Source organism: Treponema porcinum (assembly GCF_900167145.1).
Lineage (GTDB): Bacteria > Spirochaetota > Spirochaetia > Treponematales > Treponemataceae > Treponema_D > Treponema_D porcinum.
In genome coordinates this window covers 62,459-81,944 of sequence record NZ_FUWG01000014.1, presented here as the reverse complement: position 1 = coordinate 81,944, position 19,486 = coordinate 62,459, and the positions used below count along the sequence as shown (strand labels likewise).

16 protein-coding genes are annotated in these 19,486 nt (G+C 43.4%); 8 read left to right on the top strand and 8 right to left on the bottom strand.

All coding sequences use genetic code 11. The features are described from left to right. The first annotated feature begins 19 nt into the window (after window positions 1-19). From ileS to B5D55_RS09485, 4 genes are read left to right on the top strand one after another with little or no spacing between them, the layout of a single operon-like run. Window positions 20-3,235, top strand: a complete 3,216-nt coding sequence (gene ileS / locus B5D55_RS09500; protein ID WP_078933797.1) for an isoleucine--tRNA ligase — start codon at window positions 20-22, stop codon at window positions 3,233-3,235. Continuing rightward, window positions 3,222-4,118, top strand: a complete 897-nt coding sequence (locus B5D55_RS09495; protein ID WP_078933780.1) for a hypothetical protein — start codon at window positions 3,222-3,224, stop codon at window positions 4,116-4,118. Before ileS ends, B5D55_RS09495 begins: the two co-directional genes overlap by 14 nt. Window positions 4,119-4,149: 31 nt before the next feature. Beyond that, window positions 4,150-5,184 carry a uracil phosphoribosyltransferase gene (locus B5D55_RS09490; RefSeq protein ID WP_078933779.1) on the top strand — a complete coding sequence of 345 codons (1,035 nt, stop codon included), beginning with the start codon at window positions 4,150-4,152 and terminating at the stop codon, window positions 5,182-5,184. Further along, the gene (locus tag B5D55_RS09485; protein ID WP_078933778.1) at window positions 5,184-5,819 is read left to right on the top strand and encodes a tetratricopeptide repeat protein; all 636 of its coding nucleotides are present in this window, start codon (window positions 5,184-5,186) and stop codon (window positions 5,817-5,819) included. Before B5D55_RS09490 ends, B5D55_RS09485 begins: the two co-directional genes overlap by 1 nt. A gap of 103 nt (window positions 5,820-5,922) precedes the next feature. Here B5D55_RS09485 and B5D55_RS09480 read toward each other — a convergent pair whose 3' ends face one another. From B5D55_RS09480 to B5D55_RS09465, 4 genes are read right to left on the bottom strand one after another with little or no spacing between them, the layout of a single operon-like run. Continuing rightward, entirely contained in the window at window positions 5,923-7,224 is a 1,302-nt protein-coding gene (locus B5D55_RS09480) for a diguanylate cyclase domain-containing protein (protein WP_078933777.1), read from the bottom strand. After that, window positions 7,221-8,741: a motility associated factor glycosyltransferase family protein gene (locus B5D55_RS09475; RefSeq protein ID WP_078933776.1), complete on the bottom strand. Its 1,521-nt coding sequence runs from the start codon at window positions 8,739-8,741 to the stop codon at window positions 7,221-7,223. The genes B5D55_RS09480 and B5D55_RS09475 overlap by 4 nt, the downstream gene beginning before the upstream one ends. Further along, window positions 8,734-10,254: a 6-hydroxymethylpterin diphosphokinase MptE-like protein gene (locus tag B5D55_RS09470; RefSeq protein ID WP_159446202.1), complete on the bottom strand. Its 1,521-nt coding sequence runs from the start codon at window positions 10,252-10,254 to the stop codon at window positions 8,734-8,736. The genes B5D55_RS09475 and B5D55_RS09470 overlap by 8 nt, the downstream gene beginning before the upstream one ends. Before the next feature lie 60 nt (window positions 10,255-10,314). Further along, window positions 10,315-12,597: a midas domain-containing protein gene (locus tag B5D55_RS09465; protein ID WP_143593314.1), complete on the bottom strand. Its 2,283-nt coding sequence runs from the start codon at window positions 12,595-12,597 to the stop codon at window positions 10,315-10,317. A gap of 159 nt (window positions 12,598-12,756) precedes the next feature. On the opposite strand from B5D55_RS09465, the gene B5D55_RS09460 reads away from it, so the two are divergent. Both B5D55_RS09460 and B5D55_RS09455 read left to right on the top strand, forming a co-directional pair. Continuing rightward, complete coding sequence (locus B5D55_RS09460) at window positions 12,757-13,245, top strand: septum formation initiator family protein (RefSeq protein WP_159446201.1); 489 nt, start codon at window positions 12,757-12,759, stop codon at window positions 13,243-13,245. After that, on the top strand, window positions 13,226-13,780 hold the full coding sequence (locus B5D55_RS09455; protein ID WP_078933772.1) for an L-threonylcarbamoyladenylate synthase: 555 nt from the start codon (window positions 13,226-13,228) through the stop codon (window positions 13,778-13,780). Before B5D55_RS09460 ends, B5D55_RS09455 begins: the two co-directional genes overlap by 20 nt. Before the next feature lie 71 nt (window positions 13,781-13,851). On the opposite strand, the gene B5D55_RS09450 is transcribed toward B5D55_RS09455, so the two are convergent. Next, entirely contained in the window at window positions 13,852-14,778 is a 927-nt protein-coding gene (locus tag B5D55_RS09450; RefSeq protein WP_078933771.1) for a TP0183 family DNA metabolism protein, read from the bottom strand. Between the two features lie 2 nt (window positions 14,779-14,780). Then, window positions 14,781-15,242, bottom strand: coding sequence for an SsrA-binding protein SmpB (gene smpB / locus B5D55_RS09445; RefSeq protein WP_078933770.1), 462 nt, complete (start codon window positions 15,240-15,242; stop codon window positions 14,781-14,783). A 133-nt stretch (window positions 15,243-15,375) separates the two neighbouring features. Between smpB and lepB the strand changes: the two genes are divergently transcribed. Together lepB and hemW are read left to right on the top strand one after the other, a co-directional pair. Next, the gene (gene lepB, locus B5D55_RS09440; protein WP_078933769.1) at window positions 15,376-16,074 is read left to right on the top strand and encodes a signal peptidase I; all 699 of its coding nucleotides are present in this window, start codon (window positions 15,376-15,378) and stop codon (window positions 16,072-16,074) included. Then, window positions 16,074-17,246, top strand: coding sequence for a radical SAM family heme chaperone HemW (hemW, locus tag B5D55_RS09435; protein WP_159446200.1), 1,173 nt, complete (start codon window positions 16,074-16,076; stop codon window positions 17,244-17,246). Before lepB ends, hemW begins: the two co-directional genes overlap by 1 nt. Here hemW and B5D55_RS09430 read toward each other — a convergent pair. Then, the gene (locus B5D55_RS09430; RefSeq protein ID WP_078933767.1) at window positions 17,239-18,606 is read right to left on the bottom strand and encodes a HAMP domain-containing sensor histidine kinase; all 1,368 of its coding nucleotides are present in this window, start codon (window positions 18,604-18,606) and stop codon (window positions 17,239-17,241) included. The two genes, hemW and B5D55_RS09430, sit on opposite strands and share 8 nt — an antisense overlap. Next, complete coding sequence (locus B5D55_RS09425) at window positions 18,603-19,313, bottom strand: response regulator transcription factor (RefSeq protein WP_078933766.1); 711 nt, start codon at window positions 19,311-19,313, stop codon at window positions 18,603-18,605. The genes B5D55_RS09430 and B5D55_RS09425 overlap by 4 nt, the downstream gene beginning before the upstream one ends. Window positions 19,314-19,486: the final 173 nt, after the last annotated feature.

Genomic DNA, 19,486 nt, shown 5'->3' with positions numbered 1-19,486 from the left:
ATATAAAAGGACGGAAAAAGTGTATACTCCAGTAGATCCAAAGGCAGATTTTCCTAAGCAGGAAGAAGAAGTATTAAAGTATTGGAAAGATAACGGTATTTTTAAAAAGTCAGTGAGCCAGCGCGAAGGGGCGGAAGAATATGTATTCTATGACGGTCCTCCGTTCGCAACCGGTCTTCCGCATTTCGGACATTTTATTCCTTCTACTATAAAAGATATTATTCCGCGCTATCAGACGATGAAAGGCAAGAAAGTTGAACGCCGTTTCGGCTGGGACTGTCACGGTCTTCCGGTAGAAAACCTGATTGAAAAAGAGCTTGGAATAAACTCAAAACACGAGATTGAGGCGTACGGAGTTGCAAATTTCAATGACAAATGCCGCGCGTCCGTTTTGAAATATACTTCCGAGTGGCGTCAGACTATCACCAGAATGGGACGCTGGGTTGATTTTGACAACGACTACAAAACAATGAATCCTGATTATATGGAATCAATCTGGTGGGTTGCAAAGTCATTGTGGGACAAAGGAATGATTTACGAGGGAAAATACATCCTTCCGTATTGTCCACGCTGTTCCACAGTCCTTTCTACGCACGAGCTTGCACAGGGCTACAAGGAAAAGCAGGATCCTGCAATTACAATCCGCTTTAAGATTACAAAAGCGCCTGATTCATTCAGCGACCCGGATATGACGAATGGAAAAACGTATTTCCTTGCCTGGACGACTACTCCGTGGACTCTTCCTTCAAATGAAGGTCTTTGTATGGGACCGGATATTGACTATGTAAAAATTCTTGACAACGATTCCGGCGACTACTACATTCTGGCAAAAGCGCGTCTTTCTTCCTATTATAAAGATGAAAAATCGTATACTGTCGTTTACGAGAAAAAGGGCAGTGAATTTATTGGCGCAAGGTACGAGCCGCTTTTCCCTTATTTTGCGTCTCTTTCTGATCCTGCATACTGCGCTGAGCAGACTTCCTGGAAGTGCGAGGAAGGTGCATTCCGTATGTTCAATGCGGACTACGTTTCTACCGAAGACGGTTCTGGTATCGTTCATATTGCTCCTGCATTCGGTGAAGAGGACTCCAAAGTCTTTAAAGGCACTGGAATTCCTGCCGTTGAACCGATGGACGCTGAGTGCAAATTTACAAAAGAAGTTTCTGACTACGCAGGACGTTTTGTCAAGGACTGCGACAAGGATATTATGGATCGCCTTAAGAAAGAGGGTAAGCTTGTAAAGCGCGACACCGTGCTTCACCAGTATCCTCATTGCTGGCGGTGCGGTTCTCCTCTTATTTACCGCGGAATCGGCTCGTGGTTCGTAAAGGTTGCAGACCAGCACGAGCGGCTTTTAAAGGCAAACAGCCAGATAAAATGGCAGCCGGCTCATATCAAGGAAGGCCGCTTTGGAAAATGGCTTTCCGGTGCGCGCGACTGGGCTGTAAGCCGTAACCGCTACTGGGGTAACCCGATTCCTATCTGGCGTTGTGATAATCCTGACTGCAAGCATACTTTGTGTGTCGGTTCGCGTCAGGAACTTAAAGATTTGAGCGGCGTATATCCTGACGACTTGCACAAGCAGTTTGTAGATAAGATTACGATTCCGTGCAAAAAATGCGGCGGTACTATGCACCGCATTCCAGAGGTGTTCGACTGCTGGTTTGAGTCTGGCTCGATGCCTTATGCGCAGAATCATTATCCGTTTGAAAACAAAGAGTATTTTGAAAAGCATTTCCCGGCGGACTTTATTTCCGAAGGTCTTGATCAGACCCGCGGCTGGTTCTACACGCTGACGGTTCTTGCGGCTCACCTTTTCGACAAGCCTGCATTCAAGAACTGTGTTGTAAACGGTCTTGTTCTTGCTTCTGACGGCCGCAAGATGTCAAAATCTCTGCGTAACTATACCGACCCTGTTGAGGCAATCAGTAAATTCGGTGCGGATGCACTTCGCCTGTTCCTGATTCATTCTGCCGTTGTGAAGGCGGACGACCTGCGCTACAGTGATGACGGTGTACGCGATGTTATTAAGAATATCATTCTTCCTTTGTGGAACAGCTACAGTTTCTATGTAACGTATGCGAATATCGACGGTGTTCAGCCGACAGGTCATCTGTTTGATTCAAAAACGCCTTCAAATCCGCTTGACGCATGGCTTCTTTCCATTACGCAGAAGCTTGTTAGAGATGTTACTTCTGCTCTTGATGACTACGATTTGAGCGGAGCGGTTGATCCGATTGTAAAATATATTGACGAGATGAATAACTGGTATATCCGCCGTTCACGCCGCCGTTTCTGGAAGTCGGAGAATGATTCTGACAAGGCGGAAGCATACGAAGCACTGTATATTGCACTCAAGACATTCAGTCAGGTTGCAGCTCCGTTCATTCCGTTTATTACTGAAGAAATATGGTTGAACCTGAAGAACGGCGACGACAAGGAATCCGTCCACCTGACTGATTATCCAGTATACAAGGAACAGTGGCGTGATGAAAGCCTAGAATTTAAGATGTCAACTGTCCAGAAGGCTGTTTCAATGGGACGTTCGCTGCGCAATACGTTCAATCTGAAAAATCGCCAGCCTCTTGCAAGCGTTGCTCTTGTAACGCGTGATTCAAACGAAAGGCGCGTTCTTGCTGAAATGGAAGATTCTATCCGCGAGGAACTGAACGTAAAGAAAGTAATTTTCCACGAGCGTGAGGATGAACTTGTTGAGTATAAGGCAAAGGCTAATTTCCGCGTACTCGGAAAGGAACTTGGACCGCTTATGAAAAAAGCTGCGGACAAAATCCAGACGCTTACAAGCGATGAAATTCAGTCTATGCTTGACGGTGCAAAACTTTCTATTGAAGTTGAAGGAAAAGCAGTCGAACTGAACACTGAAAAAGTTATTGTAGAGCGTTTTGAAAAAGATGATCTTAAGGTTTTGAACGACGGAACTCTTACTGTCGGTCTTGACTCTAAGATTACGGACGAACTGAAAAAAGAAGGATATGTGCGCGATTTGATCCGCGGAATTCAAAATCTCCGTAAAACAACAGGTCTTTCTGTTACAGACAGAATAAAGCTGACTGTCAGCGGAGATGCGGAGCTAGAGAGTGCCTTCACCCTGTTCGGTGATTTTGTTGCGAACGAAACGCTCGCTTCGGAAAAAACGTTCTGCGCGTCAGTTCCGAACGGCACCGTTGTAGAAGCTGATGACAAAAACTGGAGCGTTGCTATTGAAAAAGCATAATATTTTTGCGGCGGCGGTGCTGTCCGCCCTGCTTGCCGCTGTTTCCGGATGTAAATCTGTCCCTGAGTCAGCGGTTCGTGTAGATCCGCTGCTTTTGCTTGATAACGAAAGTTCCTTTTACCTTCGCATACCTTCTTCTGCCGACGAGAAGTTGATTTCCCGCGTAGTGCAGGGGGCTGTAAAAGGCATAAGCGAAAGCGATGCGCGTCTTATAAGCAGCCGCATAGATGTTGTTTATGCCGGGCTGAATAAAAAACGTACAAAGACGGACTATCAGATTGCGGCTTTCTGTGATTTTCCCAAAGCGGCTGTGTCAAAAGCATTTTCCAGAAAAAACGGCTGGACTAAAGACAGTCTTCTTTTGAATGACGGCGACGGAAATCCTGTTGAATACGGCATTTATTCGGACGGACGCATTCTTGCATCATTTCCAGAACAGATGACGGCGTGCGTCGGACGGAACGTTCCGTCTATGGTGGAAACGTATCACAATGCGTATTATAATCTCTCTCCGTCTGCTTCTGTTCTTGATGAGAATATATATTCCTGGCTTTTCTTTGATTCAGAAAATCCTGACGGTAAAATAAAATATTATGCGTCAAAACCGCAGTCATTTCTTACAATGCTGACTGGCGCGGTTTTGAATTTTAATCTGGTGTATGTCCGAGGTTCAATTGAATCTGACCCTAAGCGTGACGACCAGTTTGTGATGGACTTTGAATTTGAATTCCGTGACAAGAAATTTGTTCCTGCTGCACGCGGAAGTCTTGCCGTAGCGTTTGGTCTTACGGATTCTGATGTCTATCTTGAAACTCCCACTCATCTTGTGGTATCAAACATAAAAATCAGTAAAGAGCAATTATACAATATATTGGTGCTGTAGCGGAGCGCCTTAATATACTTGGAGGAAAAAAATGGCAGATGACAAGATTATTTTGAAGGCTGAAGATTTGGACGGCTATCTTACAAAGCAGGATATGGACGATCTTTCCCGTCTGGAAAAACTGTATGCAGAAACGGAAACGTATTTTCAGCCGTATGACCGTGCGCATATTATCGAACAGTACGACAGGCTCGGTCATTCTATGCAGGAAATTTGCCACTCTCATCCGCAGATTCGTGTATTTTCGTTTGTAACGGAAGAAGGTGCTCATGCCGAAGCAAGCCGTGTTATCGCCAAGCTCCGCGACATAAATACTCCGCACGAGGAATTTCTGTACTATACTCAGCGTGCGTATGAAATGTTGTTCCGGATGGCATATACTGATCAGCATTCTGATAAAAAAAGCCATATTGTTGTAAAAACGCCGGTAACAAATCCGGTTCAGATGTATGCAGTGCACAAAATTCCTGACATTGACCATAAGATTGAAAATTCGGTGATGTGCGTTATGCTCCGCGGCGCGCTTCTTCCAAGTATGATTATGTCAAAGGAAATCGAGGAATATTCTTCCCATAAATATAAAACTCCGTTTGCATTGTTTAAAATCAGCCGCAATGACCAGAAAAAAGAAGAAGATATGGAATACGTGCTTGACTTGAAAAAGTCATTCTTCAATCTTGAGGCGCTTGACGGAAAAGATTTGATTTTTGCAGATCCGATGAATGCGACTGGCGGATCACTTGTAACGGTCGTAAAATATCTTCAGAGTCAGGGCGTGCATCCGAAGTCAATAAAATTCTTTAATGTGATTTCTGCACTCAAAGGAAGTATCCGTGTTACCCGTGCCCTTGAAAACTGTACGTGCTATACGCTTTGGCTTGATCCTGTGATGAATGATTCTGCGTATATTCTTCCGGGACTTGGAGATGCCGGAGACCGCCTGAACGGTTGTGATATGAAGGATAATCCGCGTAATATTATGCAGCTGATTGCTGATTACGGAAGCAACGTGTCCGGCTTGTACCGTTCCCAGCTGTTTGAGATTGAAAAAACGGTACTCGGATAATGAAACGCAGTGCAGCCGGAGCGGTGGCGGTTCTATTTTTACTTTTCTCATCCTGCGCAACGAATCATCTGCCTGTTCCCGGTGAGTCTGCTGCCGTAAAAAAAACTGTAAGCATTGAGTATATGGCGATTGCCGATGCGTATAATGACCTTGCAAAATACGATAAGGCTGCACAGTATTATCTGCTTGCAATGAAAAACAAGAAACTGTACTGGTCTGCATATTATAAGCTGGGGCGCTGCTATGCAATGTCGAAGAACTGGACTGAGGCGCGCAAGATTTATTCTTCACTTCTTAAGCGTGACCCTGATAATGTCAATATAAAAATGTCGCTTGCATATATTTATGCAATGGAAGGAAAACTGAAGTCAGCCGAGTCAATCTACGAACTTTTGTGGAAAGAAAATCCCGGCAGCGTTGAAGTCCTTACAAATTACATAGACGTATTGATTGCCTCTGAAAAATATGACGAGGCTGAAAAAAATCTTTCAATTATGAAAGAAAAATTCAGTGATGATAAAAATATTTCTCTGTTCGAAAAGAAACTTCAGGAACTAAATCCTAAACAGGTTGAGTTAGAGGAAAGTGACAAAGATTCCTCCGTCATAACGGAAGAAGATACTGTTCTTGAATAAAATCCTGCAATGCAGAAAAAATAAAGGCTGTCTGAAAGCAATTTGCCGGCAGTTTTTTATGCCGGAAATACTTTTGACAGCCGATAGCCGTGCAGTTTTAAAATCAGCTGTTTTTTATGAACTGCCGGTATTTTTCTATATCTACGTGAAATCCTATTATTTTTGACGTTTCTTCTTCAACGGCGTGACGCAAAGCCTCATCTGCTTCTGTTATAAGTCTTTCTGCAGAGAGCATTCTTGTTGACCTTGATGAAATGCCGATATAGCAGTCGTTCTTTTCCTGTGGAAGAAGCTCCCTTATTCCGCAGTGCAGTTTTTCAGCATAATCTTCTGCTTCATCTATTGTAGTTTCAAGGCGGATCATTGCAAAAGAGTCATTGTTGTATTCAAAAAGCTTGTCGCGGAAGGGCATTTCTTTTAAAAGATATGCGGTAATTTCTTTTGTTTCATCATCAGTGAATGACAGTCCCGGAATTTTGATGAGGAACAGTGAAATATCCTGCTCTGATGAAGCTGCCCGTACAAGTTCCGTTTCAAGGCGCGGTTTAAGCTGTGTTTCCCACGACAGCCCTGTTACTGGAGAAAATTTATCTTTTGCTTCGTTTTCTTCCGGCAGGGTAAAAAGGGAAACATCCGGTTCTGCTTCCTGTTCCTGCTCCCTGAGTTCTGCCGGCTTTCCGTATGGAATTTCATCAGCGGCAGTGTCTGTCTCATCTTCAGAAACGGTCGTTGCTTCCTGCATAGAATTTTCCGCATAGTCATCGTGCGTTTCTAGAATGATGCCGCTGTTTTCACCCTCAGATTCGGTTGTCTCTGAATTAAATTCATAGTCCTCCTGAGAGTTTTCTTCTTCAAACTTGTAGTCCTGTTCGCTGTCTTCATCCTGTGAAATTTCTTCATAATCGTCATCTTCGTCTGGTTCATCAGAAAATTCGTTTTTTGACGTTGCTGAAATAAAAATAATCAGCACGATTGTAAGAAGCGTTGCAATCATTATTATAATGAAAGAAAATCGTGCGTAGTAAAAAATAACGGACGGGCGCAGGACGTAAATTGCTGCGGTGATGTCGCACGGTGTTTCGTTTCGGCTGACTGTAACGCGGTAGACTTTTACAAGACGCGTGCTTTCTGCATTTTTTGCGTTTTCATTCGGGCTTGCAACAACAGGCGTTCCGTTATCTGCTATGAAAAGGGCAGCGTAATTTTCAGGGTAGAGGACGGCAGCTTTTATTTCTTCCGGTGTTCTGGCTTTTTTTATGGCAGCCGTCAGCGAGTCGAAAGTGTTTTTTGCCCGCACAGTTCCGGTGTGTATTTCTGAAAAAATATTGAAGGCAAAAAATCCGATTGCAAATGCAAATACAATAGAAATAATAACTGAATAAATAGTAATGCTTTTTCTTTTCATAGCAATTTAGTATACAGCACAAAATCGTCTAAAGCAAGATTTTGCAGTGCTTTGTACGGTCTGGACCTGTACTGCTCCTTTTTTCTAAGATATGCAATGAACGGAAGAAACGCCGTCTGAAAAGGAGATGACCTGTCGTATTCTTCTGTCCGGAAATCCTTATGAGCGGGAAATTCTTTCGTCACGGATTTTAATCTGACTATATCAATGCTGCTTTGGTTAAGCGGCATTGCAACGGCTTTATCTTTTTCTCTTTTGTGGAGAGTGTAGATTTCACTGTCGTTTTCTAAGGTAAAGCCGTTCTGATCTGCCCATTCTTCAAAGGAAATCCGGTAGGACTCCAGCAGTTTTGTCGTTGTTTTTTTTGCGGATATTCTTGTAAGCGGCGAACGGTACTGAAGGGCGGAAAATGTCGTTTCAAATGTACGGAGCTTATTTTCCCCAGCCTTAAAAAGAATGTCCAGATACGTGCCTTTTGCATAGCTTTTTCCGCCTGTATATCCAAAATCTGCCCCCAGAACGGTGATTTCTGAAAATCCTGCTTTTGCGGCAAAATCAACTGCCGCCATAGTTACTGTTCCTGCGCCGGAAGTCAGCGGAAAGAATGATTTTTTGCCGTTTATATGCTGAATAAGCTCTGCAAGCGGATGACCGGACGTTGAAAAAATAATCTGATTTCCGTTTTCCGCTGTTTTCCTTACAGCCTGACTGTTTGCCGCAATGTCAAATATAAAGAGCGATTCTGCGTCTATAGTTCCGGCAAAATGATTTTGGGATACAGCCTGTCCGTCAATCGAAACAACCGCATCGCAGAAAATTCCGCGCCTTCGCAGCGGCTGGTATGCCGTGTCCGTTGAGATTACGTACACGTTTTTTCTGTTTCTGCATATATAATCCGCCGTTTCGTCAAGGCTTGGACCTGCGGCGGCAATTACGGCTGTTTTGTTTACCGGAAGCGGTAGATTTTTTATGTCTTTTACAGCCGGAATGTTTTTCAGTATGTTGTGCTGCCATATTTTTCCAAAATGAGATTGCGTTGCAAAGTCACACGAGATTTTTTCAAGGACAGCCTTTATTTTCTGCCTGATTTCAACAGTATGTTCCAGGCGTTCGCTGCACCAGCTGCGAAGTTCCAGTACCGAAAACGACGGATAAAGTGCAGGAAGATAATTTTGCAGAAGCATCTTTTCAAGTTCATCTTCCGGGAAAATCGTAATGTTCGGCATAACGGAAAGCCGTTTTATCTCCGGCATTGTCTGTTTTAAGAAATTTATGTCAGCTTCGGAGGCTTCCATAACAAGAAAACGTGCATCTGGAAATCTGGCGGAAAGTTCTTTCAGGTGATAGCCTGCTCCTGCACCAAGAAGCAGGAAAATATCGGCAGGGGAAGTCTGCTCTGCAAATTGAAGGGCCTCCCTTTCTGGATTGTAAAGCGAGCAGGCAGGTCTTGTACTTTTGAATTGCGGAACAGGGAGATTTGTTTTTGACGTAAGAACGGAAACGTAAAGTCTATCCATAAATCAGTTTCCTCAGTTCAGAAGAAAATTCATCGTTTTTTCTTAGTAATTCATCTTTTTTCTTTTGTTTTTCGGCAGAATCCTTCGTTTTTTCAATCATTATGACGTCTGTCGGAAAAACTGTTTTCAGCCACCGTTCCGTCCGGGATTCCCTGTCTATAAAACTGCTGATTTTCTGCTGAACGCTTTTAATGTCTTTTTCCTGAATGTGCTTTTCGCAGGAAAAAAGACATTTTTTGTCTGCATCTGAAAATCTGCTGACTTTTTCCTTAAACAAAGAAAAATCTGCGTCCTGAATGTTTCCGAGCGTATTTTTGTATGGAAAAGAATTTGAAAGCCGGAAAAATCGTTCTGCAAGACGTCTGGATTCTGCGGAAAACCAGTCGCGGTAAATATGAAGAGAGCCGCTGTAAAAGCGGGATTTTGCCTGCCGCGTTTCAGTTGTCAAAATGCGTGTGTCGGTGGAAGAGGCTTTTGTTTCAATCATATTAGGCTGTGCGTGCTGAAAGCCTTTGTTTTCTGCAAGGTCAAGACCGCAGGCAAAAACCGGTCCGTCAGTTAATGAAAGTGCAAGTTCTGCCGACGTTCCGCTGACAGTTCCGTTTCGCATTGCCTTAAGGCAGGAAATTCCACAGGTTTCTGTCCATATATGCAGGATTTCGCTTTCTATTCCGTCTGAATAATCCAGCGGAATTATTGTACTGTTATGCAGGATATTTTTCTGACAGGCGGCTTCCGGCGGAAGTGCAAGCGGTATGATTTTGTTTTTTTCAAGAGGACGAAGATGAACTTTTGCCCACCAGCCGCCGTCAGTTGAAAGCACAAAGTCCGGGTTAATATTGTTTTTCTCAAGAATTGAAAGCGCAGAGGAAACGCATAAAAGTATGTACTTCCGACGGAATTTTTGCAGGAAGGGTAGAGCCCCTTCTATGCTTGGACCGCTTGCTGCAATTACGACAGGACTGTGGAACGGTACGATTGATGCGGCTTTCTTTACGTTCATACAGAATGTAACTGCATTTTTTATCCATCGCCTTGAAAAACAGCTTTTTGTTGCAATCAGAGCATTGCATTTTTGGAGAGTATTTTTGATAGATTTCCAGATGTTTTTTTCATGCTCAGGAAAAGCGTTTGCAGACGGAGTCCAGCTTAAAAAAAGCGAGGCGCAGAGAACATCTTCTCCGTTTTTTTGGAACAGCTGCGTTTCAAAAAACTGCTCTTTTCCCGGTTCGAAATATAGCGTATCATCAAAAAAATCGTTCCATTTGTCAAATGCTCTGGAATATCGGATTGCAGTTATTTTGCTGTCAGGAAAGCGCGCTCTCAAAAACGGTATGCAATAGGACATTGCCGGTTCGTTTATGAATACCGCTTTAGGAAAAAACGTGCATTCAACGGAATTAACAAAACGTTCAGCTTCGTTCTGCGGATTGTATGAGGAGTGAAGGAATTTATTATTTACGGTGCACGTTTCTGCGCCGTTTTTTGACCTGGAAAATTCTATGCCTGTCATATAACCGTTAAAAAGAAAAACGGGCTGTCCGCATTTCGGACAGCCCATATTTTCCGTATATTATGAAAGCCCGAGTTCGTTGAAAAGTTTTTTATAAGTAGTAAACTGCTCGGATTTTGCAAATTCCATAATTTTATCTTCCGGCAGATTTTCAAGAAGCTGATCCATATAAAGAAGAACTGATTTTACGTCCTCCTTTATATCTGACGGCAAGTTGCTTGTGTCAGTTTGTTCAGTTTCTGCTGACGGTTCCGGCTCTGATTCTGCAACGGCAGCTTCATCATCAGAAAGGACAGTGTTGTCTTTGCTAAGATAATCGACATTTTCTTCAGAAAGCGCATTGTCAACAGACGGTGCTTCATTCATTATGTCATTCATCATTGCATCCTGTGTGTGCTGTGCGTCCTCTATTGCAGTTTCATTGAAAATATCATCTGTACTTTCTTCATCAGTGTTTTCTGCGTCAGAAGAACTCTCTTCTGGCAGTTCAAGCGCTGCATCTTCATCAAGTACCGGCTCTGTATTTTCAGTTGTATCTGCCGAATATTCAGAAGTAATGTCGTCAGCTTCTTCCTTTGTAATTGCTGCTTCTTCCTCTGCAAGTTCCGGCTCTACCGGTTCCGTAATTTCAATGTCAGGCTGCATATTCGTAGAATCTGTTACGGAATCCATAAAATCGGTGGAAGATGACTCTACAAGAATGTCATCAAGATCCGGTTCTTCGTCCTGTGTTTCTGCAATGTCGTCAACTTTCGGAATTTCAATTTCTTCCGGAATGTCTGCATTTGTTTCGATGTCATCAAGATTCGGTTCTTCAAGGATTTCTTCATTGATGTCCATTGAAAGTCCTGAATCCGGCTCTTCGTCTGGAATAACTGTGTCTTCTATTCCGCCGAATGGGGTATCGTTTGAAAAATCTGCAGAAAATTCTTCTGGAGGTTCTTGTTCCGGCTGTTCTTCTATAACAGTTTTTTCCGTGCTTTCATCGTACTGTGTATCCGGTTCTGCTGTTTCTTCTGTAAAATCTGCGTTGCTTACAATATTTGAAAGTTCGTCGCCGGAAAGTGCGATTGTGTCATCTTCTTCGTCACTGTTGAAAAATCCGCCTGGTTCTTCAGCCGGTTCTGATTGTACAGGGAGTTCTATCTCATTTTCTGCCGGCTGTTCTCCGTCATTTTGTCCGGAAGAAATATTATCCAGCGTATTTTTTTCTTTCAGTTCTGCAAGATCGTTTTTCAATGCGTTTATTTCATCTTTCAGCCCTGAAAGGTCAGATACGATTTTTTCAAGAAGTTCGTTGTTAACTGTTGTTTCCGTAGTTTCCTCCTTGTTCTGTGTGACTGAATCTGATTTTATTTCATCTATTACCGGAGCAGACTGAACGTTGTCTTCTTCTGTGATTGCAAGTTCGTAATCTACAGTCTGTTGCTTTCGTGAAGAACCGGCACCAGCTGCATTTTCTTCCGATGAACCGTCTATGCCGAATGAGTCAAGGGATACAGTTTCTTCACCGGAAGAAACGCTTGAGTTGATTGACGCTCCGAGCGCAGCTGCCGTTGCATCATCGCTTTCTTCAAGGTTGAAGTCATCAAGCGATACATCTTCAAGTTCGATGTTGCTTTTTGTGACCGGCGTTTCTGCTTCCGGTTCAGAAGCTGTTTCTATCATTTCAATAGAATCAAACATATCGTCATCATCGGCAAAAGACTCTTCATTTTCGCTTTCGTTTTCTTCCGTGATTTCTGTTGTAGGAACTGCATCTTCTTCTGCTTCCGTGAATTCAACGTCGATGTCAAGCGGGTCGTCGTTTGTTATGTCATCTTCTTTCTGTTTTGCAGAACTGACTGAATCATCATCAAGGAAGTCGTCTATAGAAATTTCATCAGAGGAAGATGCGCCTGCACCGTCAGAAAAGTCGCCGTCTAGAAAGTCGTCAAGAGAAACTTCATCTGACTCAGAAGCGGATTTTGAATTAGTACTGCCTTCGGACGGAGCTTCAAATCCTCCCTCCATAAAATCGTCGAGGGAAATTTCTCCGTCCTGTTCCGGCGGATTAGGCGAGGAGGGTGCATACGCTTCGTTCGGATCTGTAAAACCGTCCGTTACAAAGTCATCAATTGATATTTCGCTGTTTTCGTCAGTAACGGAACTGTCTTGGTCAGCAACCGGAACTTCATTGTCATTCTGTTCTTCTATTATGCCGGTCTGGTCAGCAGTTTCCTGAAAATCTGAAAAGTCAGGAAGGTCTAAGTCCAGTGCTTCTTCAGACGCATCCTGCGGCGCTCTTTTTACCCAAACTCCATAACTGTCCAGCTCTTTTGTATCGTCAGTTGAATTACTCATGCAGTTCCTCTCATTGAAAAAAAAGTTTATTACCTTTTGAATATCGGCAAAAAACATAGAATTCAATAGTTATTTTCTGTTTAATTACGGCATATTATATCATATATTTTCATTTCAGAAAATAAAAATGTATGCCGATAGATAAATATAATGATTCGTATGAAGTTTTTAACCGCATTGTTTATCGGAGCATTTGCGTATACTTGTGTTTCTTTTGTTGCAGGACAGAACGGCATTGTCAGTTATAAGCAGCTTGCCGAGCAGAAGAAAGAAATTGCATACAAGACGAATGAAATTCAAAATATAAACAATGAACTGAAATTGGAATATACTGCTCTCCTTAAAGACCGTGACGTGATTGCTGCCTATGCGCGCAAGCTTGATTACGTTTCCGACGGGGAGAAACTCGTAAAGATTACAGGATTAAAGTCGTACCAGACTACGCTGTTTGACATAGGTTCGGTGGTGCGCAGAAAAGAATGTTCCTGTCTGCCGGAAGACGTATGCAAAATTTTCGGTGTTTCGTTCTTTCTTGTTTCTTTTGTTCTTATGCTGTGCGTTGATTTAAGCCGCGGCGGCGTTTCGTTCCGTAAAAAAGAGTTTGCGGTCGTGGAAGGAATACCTGTATATGATTTGCAGCAAATCTGACACTGATTCGGCAGTCCGTTGCGCGAACCTTTTAAGAAAAGAAAAAGTTTTGATTTTGCCCACCGATACAGTCTACGGTTTTTCAGGCGTTACGGGACGAACTGATGCACTAATCAGAAAAATCAAGGGGCGTGCGGAAACGAAGCCTTTTATCCAGCTTATTTCTTCGCCGGAAGACATCAGCTTTATTACCGATGACATAATTCCCGAAAAACTTTTGAAACTGTGGCCTGGACCGCTTACGATTATTGTAAGCGATAAAAAAAATCCCGGTTCAACTGTTGCAGTCCGCTGTCCTGGCGATGAGTGGCTTCGTTCTGTTATACGGCTTGCCGGAAGTCCGCTGTATTCAACAAGCGTAAACAGGAGCGGAAGTCCTGTCCTTCAGAAAATAGCGGACATAAGGGCGGAATTTGAACGTGAGGTAGATTTGATTGTAGATGCCGGCGATGCGCAAAACAGCGTTCCGTCTACAATTGTGCGTCTTGACGGCGAAACGGTAACTGTAGTAAGGCAGGGCGCGGTTAAGCTGTAGGGAAGCGGATAAATTTTTGGAAAGATACGTTTTTTTTATGCGCAGATAAAAAATCAGCCTGAATGTCTGCGCTATTTTTTTGTCCATTCAACAGGAATGAGTCCCGGCTGAAACTGACTTCCTGTTTCGTCCGGTACAAGCGTTTTTTTGTTTCCTGTAAGCGTTGTTTCTGCCGTAAGTTCAAGTTCCCATTCAATCGGTTCTGCGTTTTTTGCCGCCTCAAGCGCAACGTCTCGCTCCATCTCCGGAAAGTAAGATGCGTTTGAATGTCCGATTTGCCGTATCCGTACTGTCGGGTTCTGGCCGGGCGTTTCTTCCGTAGTAATTGAAATGTTCATTGTTGCGCCGTTTTTGAATATGATAAAGCCGCGTCCGCCTTTCATAATTACGGCTTTTGCAATGTCCTGTCCGCCTGTCCACGTTCCGGAAATGTCAATGCCGGACGTTCCCTGCAAATGCGGCTTTTCGGAAACTGTATTTTCTACCCCAGCTTCTTGCGTTTTTTCTGCGGCGGTTTCCGTGATTTCCGGCTTTTTTGCGTTTCCGTCAGAACGCATTGCTTTTCCGAGCATTGCATTCAGCACCGTTTTTGATTCCATAAGGATTTTATAGTAGGAATCATATTCTTTTGAAAATAAGAACGTTTTTTCTTCATCCGGGCGTTTCAGGCACAGCGTACATTCCCATTTACTCAGCGCATCGCCGTTACGCGTTATTACGGCATAGAATGATACTGCTCCTTCGTCTGTCGGAAGGGAGTGGATGTCGTCCGGCGTCATTCCGCCGCTTTTTGTTTTTTCCCGAAAATCGTTTACGAATGGCGAAAAATCCTTAAGCTGCGTGTAGTACAAATCTTCCGTCATTTTTATCATATTTTTGTCTGCGTCCGGGGATATTACGCCGTAAAAATCAATGCGCTCAGGAGGCTGTGCTTCTGCCGTAACAAGCAGAATTGCAAGAAGAGAAAATAAAACAGCTGTTTTTCTTGTAAAACGCACTCTCAGTTCAGCCCCTTTCTGAATTCCCGTTGAATATCCCTGTTGACGTCCCGTTCCTTTATGGATGCCCTTTTGTCGAACTGCTTTTTTCCTTTGCAGATTCCGAGCGTGAGCTTTACGCGTCCGTTTTTCAAGTAGAAGTCTATGGGAATAAGTGTATAGCCTTTTTCTTCAGTTTTTCTTTTCAGTCTTTTTATTTCTTCCTTATGCAGGAGCAGCTTTTTTACGCGGTCAGGGTTGTGATTGAAAACAGAAGAATATGAATATTCCGAAATGTGCAGTCCTTTTACAAAAACTTCGTTATTTACGATTTCTGCAAATGCGTCCGGAAATGAGATGCTGCCGTTCTTCACTGACTTAACTTCCGTTCCTTCAAGTGCAATTCCGCATTCGATGGATTCTTCGATGAAGTAGTTGAATCTGGCTTTTCTGTTTTCTGCAATAATTTTTCTATTCTCTGACATACAGTGTGATTATAAAACATAGTTACGGCGGTTTCAAGTAAACGGGGAAGAGAAGGATGTTCCCTGTGTTTGAGGTATTCAATATGCGTTCAATATAATTGTAAAGAAGTCCGTTTTATGCTAACTTGGTTTTATGAATAAAGAATTGTATGAACTTTCGTATTCCCTGAAAAAAGAAATGCGGCAGCGCGTGCTTTCTATAGTGTGTATGCTCGTTGCCGTCTACATAGTAATCAATTTGATTCTGGCGTTCGTTGTTTTTCCTGTGCGTCAGGTTTCCGTTTCTATGGAAAGTGATGTCGGTCGGAATTCGTGCATTATGTTCTCTCCGCTGAAAAAACATTTCGGGCGCGGAGCTGTCGTTCTTGTAAATCCACTTGACAGTGAAGACGTACCGTTTTTGAAAAAAGCAGGCTCTTCTTTTGTAAGTTTTGTAACCGCAGGTCAGGTTTCTGCCGGAAATATGAATAATCTTGTTGGAAAGGAACGGCAGATACGGCGCGTTGTAGGTTTGCCAGGTGATACTATTTATATGCGTGACTACGTGCTTTACATCAAGCCGCGCGGTGAAAAATATTTCCTTACGGAATTTGAACTTGCAGAAAAAAGCTATAATGTGAACGTTTCGACAAATCCTGCCGGCTGGGATAATTCTATCGGTGTCATCGGCTCGTTTGAGGAAATGACGCTTGGCAGAAATGAATATTTTGTGCTCGGAGATTCCCGGATAAGCTGCATTGATTCGCGCCTTTGGGGACCGCTCAAAAAAGATGATGTATGTGCCGGAGCGGTGTTGCAATATTTTCCGTTCAGCAGGCTGAGCCTGTTTTAATGAAGACTTCTTTATACATTCACATTCCGTTCTGCCGCTCAAAATGTACGTACTGTGATTTTTTCAGTATTTCGGCAGACGGAGACGTTCCCGATTCATATATAGACGCGTTGTGTGCGGAGATTTCCTGGCGGATGGCAGAATTTGGTGCGGACGGCTGGTTGACGGTGTATGTCGGAGGCGGAACACCAAGCCTGCTTTCGGAAAAACAGTTAAGGCGGCTTTTTAACTTCATTCGTTCTCTTGGCGGAACGGCGGCGGAATGTACCGTTGAACTTAATCCTGATGACGTTACGTCTTCGCTTCTGGAATGCCTTTCTGAATGCGGCGTAAACAGGATTTCGGTAGGAATTCAGGCAATGGAACAGTCCGTTCTTTCTGCCGTAAAACGTCGCAGTTCTCTTCAGACAGTTTACGCCGCGCTTGAATGCATCCGCCGCGTATGGAAAGGCGTTTTTTCCGCAGACATAATATGCGCGCTTCCGGGACAGTCCGAAAGCGGCTTTTTTAACGGTCTTGAAAAGCTCCTTTCGTACGAGCCTGCCCATATTTCTATGTATTCCCTTACTATTGAGGACGGAACTCCACTTGGAAATGCTGTTCGGGAAGGAGCTGTCTGTTACGATTTTGATGCGGCAGATGCAATGTGGATTTCCGGCAGGGATTTTCTGGAAAGCCGCGGATACAGGCAGTACGAAGTTTCTAATTTTTACAGCATAAAAAACGGTTCTCCGTGCGCGCATAATCTTACCTACTGGAAACTACAGAATTATATCGGTGCTGGAAGCGGTGCGGCCGGTTCTTTGTACGGCAGAAAATCGTTTCGGTATACAAATACGCACGATATTGCAGAATACATCCGGTTCTGGAACAGTTTTGACTGTAAGAAAAGCGCCGGTCAGGCTGTTGTGCCTCAGTCAGTTGAGTGCATCGAAAAAAATACGGAACAGTTTGAATTTTTTATGATGGGATTTCGGACGGCGGACGGAATATGTGCGGAAGAATATTCCGGACGGTTCGGAGATGAAATTCCTGAGAGAATTCTCCGTGTTTTTGACCGGTGGCAGAAAAAAAATCTGCTTCGTCAGTATCAGAAAGACGGACAGAACTGGTATGCCCTTACAGGAAACGGACTTCTTTTTCTTAATACGTTTCTTGAAGAAATTATGTAGGCTCTCCGTCTGTCCTGTTCGTGCTTTTCGGAATGCGTATTATAAAATCAGAGCCTTTTCCAAGTTCGGAGCGGATAGCTATGTTCCATCCGTGAAGGTCAACTATGTCTTTTACGACTGAAAGACCGATTCCAAGTCCTTGTTCGCGCCGTGAATTTGTTCCGCGGTAAAATAAGTCAAAAAGATGCGATATGTCTTTTTCAGCAATTCCGCAGCCGGTGTCAGAAAACGTGATTGTGATGCATTCGTCAGATTCGTCTGCCGTAATTGTAATTTCTCCGTCGTCTTCTGTGTATCGCAGGGCATTTCCGAAAAGGTTTTCGAGTGCACGCGCCAAAAGCTGTTCGTTGACAGGAATGTCTGTGCTTTCAAGAAGGCTTATGTTGCAGGAAATTTTCCTGTGGAAGATACGTCCTGTCGTTTCGGCTGATTTTGCAAATGCTTCAAGCTGTTTTTTTATGCAGTGAGGCGTTATTTGCCTTCTGAAATTGTCCCTGAAGAAAGTGCAGTAATTTATGAGCGACGTTATCATCTCTTCAAGCTGCGAAGTTTTTGTATTTATGATTTCAAGGGACTTTTTTGTTTCTTCTTCCGAAGTTATTACGCCGTCATAAAGCGCTTCCGTGTATCCTTTTATGACTGAAATTGGAGTCCGCAGATCGTGCGTAATTCCCATTATAAAACGCTGCTGCTTTCTTTTTGCGTCGAGCAGTGCGGCGCGCATTGAGTCAATGTGCTCTGTCAAATCCGTAAATTCATTCCTGCTTTTTGCCGGAGTTCTTTGTTCCTGCGGGGTTAAATCTCCCTTTGCGATTTTTTCAGTCTGTTTTACCAGATGGGAAAGTGAAGACGTGATTGTTCTTGATATGCAGCAGGTTGCAACTGCGCAGATTATTACGAATATCAGTACGCAGTCAAGAAGGGAATAGAACATATTTGTCTGGTTTTTCTTCTTGCTTATTCTGCTTACAAGAAGGACAAGATGCTTTCTGTCTGAACCGAGCGGCGTTTCCGTAAGGTAATAGAATTTTTCACCGGTCTGCTTGATTATTTTCCATAAATCGCCTTCCTGAAGCGTTGTTCCCGGCTGAGGAAAATCTGCTATCGTAGACTCAATTATCCTGTCTTTTACGATGAGTGCCGCTTCGACTTTTGGAGAAAGCGACAGGATAGACTTTTTTATGGAATTTAAATCGTCGGACGTAAGGGAAACGTCTGCTTTTTCTGGAGAACGCCTGTACGAATTCAGGAGCAGTCGTTTTGAGGAATTACAGTAATAGCCGTATATGATAAGGGCTGTGAATACCGGCAGGCATATAATAAGCGAAATGAGCAGAGTCAGCTGTCTTTTTACTGTCATGCGATAATCGCTTCCTTAGGGAAAAAGTAACCGTTTCCGAAATCTGTTTTTATGAACATTGGATTTGACGGATCTTTTTCAATTTTTTTTCTTAGCCGCTGGATGTAGACGGCAACGGCTGTCATATCTCCGAACTGCGTTTTCCACACTTTGGTATAGATTTTTTCCGGGGAAAGCGAAGTTCCTGCATTCTGTATAAGATATTCAAGGACTGCATATTCTTTTACGGACAGCTGGATTTTTCTTCCGCCGTTCTTAAGTACGTTGCTGTCAAGTAGAAGGACGTAATCACCAAAGCGTACGGATTCTTCTGCCGCCGCCGATGAAACAGTCATCCTTCTCAGGTGTGCCTGAATTCGTGCGACCAGCACCCTCGGCGAGAACGGTTTTGTTACGAATTCATCTGCGCCTATGCCAAGACCTTTTATTACGTCTTCGTCTGCATCCCTTGCAGAAACTATGACGACCGGGACTGTCGGTCTGAAATCTCTGCGTATGCGCGTAAGAAAATCGAAGCCGCTCATTCCCGGAAGATTAAGGTCAAGTATCAGGCAGTCCGGTTCTCCTGTCGTTTTCATTTCGGAAAGTGCAGCTTCGGCAGTACTGTATGAAAATGCCTGCATATCGGCTTTTTCTATATACATTGCTATGAGGCTTGCCATTTCCGGTACGTCTTCTATTATGAAAATGCGTGGTCGGTTATTCATAGAAAATTCCTTCTGTAATTATATACCGAAAAGTTGATAAGTAAAGGAAAACGTAGTCTTTTTATAACGTATTTTTATTTTTTGCAGAGTGAAGTGACGGATGTTAAGTGTTATGCATACGGCAGGCTTTTTTTGAGCGCATAAATCTGTTTTGTGCACATAAAGATTGAAAA

Coding starts and splice junctions, on each gene's coding strand:
- B5D55_RS09490 (WP_078933779.1), top strand. CDS start 4,150: ATGGCAGATGACAAGATTATTTTGAAGGCTGAAGATTTGGACGGCTAT.
- B5D55_RS09485 (WP_078933778.1), top strand. CDS start 5,184: ATGAAACGCAGTGCAGCCGGAGCGGTGGCGGTTCTATTTTTACTTTTC.
- B5D55_RS09480 (WP_078933777.1), bottom strand. CDS start 7,224: ATGAAAAGAAAAAGCATTACTATTTATTCAGTTATTATTTCTATTGTA.
- B5D55_RS09475 (WP_078933776.1), bottom strand. CDS start 8,741: ATGGATAGACTTTACGTTTCCGTTCTTACGTCAAAAACAAATCTCCCT.
- B5D55_RS09470 (WP_159446202.1), bottom strand. CDS start 10,254: ATGACAGGCATAGAATTTTCCAGGTCAAAAAACGGCGCAGAAACGTGC.
- B5D55_RS09465 (WP_143593314.1), bottom strand. CDS start 12,597: ATGAGTAATTCAACTGACGATACAAAAGAGCTGGACAGTTATGGAGTT.
- B5D55_RS09460 (WP_159446201.1), top strand. CDS start 12,757: ATGAAGTTTTTAACCGCATTGTTTATCGGAGCATTTGCGTATACTTGT.
- B5D55_RS09455 (WP_078933772.1), top strand. CDS start 13,226: ATGATTTGCAGCAAATCTGACACTGATTCGGCAGTCCGTTGCGCGAAC.
- smpB (WP_078933770.1), bottom strand. CDS start 15,242: ATGTCAGAGAATAGAAAAATTATTGCAGAAAACAGAAAAGCCAGATTC.
- lepB (WP_078933769.1), top strand. CDS start 15,376: ATGAATAAAGAATTGTATGAACTTTCGTATTCCCTGAAAAAAGAAATG.
- hemW (WP_159446200.1), top strand. CDS start 16,074: ATGAAGACTTCTTTATACATTCACATTCCGTTCTGCCGCTCAAAATGT.
- B5D55_RS09430 (WP_078933767.1), bottom strand. CDS start 18,606: ATGACAGTAAAAAGACAGCTGACTCTGCTCATTTCGCTTATTATATGC.
- B5D55_RS09425 (WP_078933766.1), bottom strand. CDS start 19,313: ATGAATAACCGACCACGCATTTTCATAATAGAAGACGTACCGGAAATG.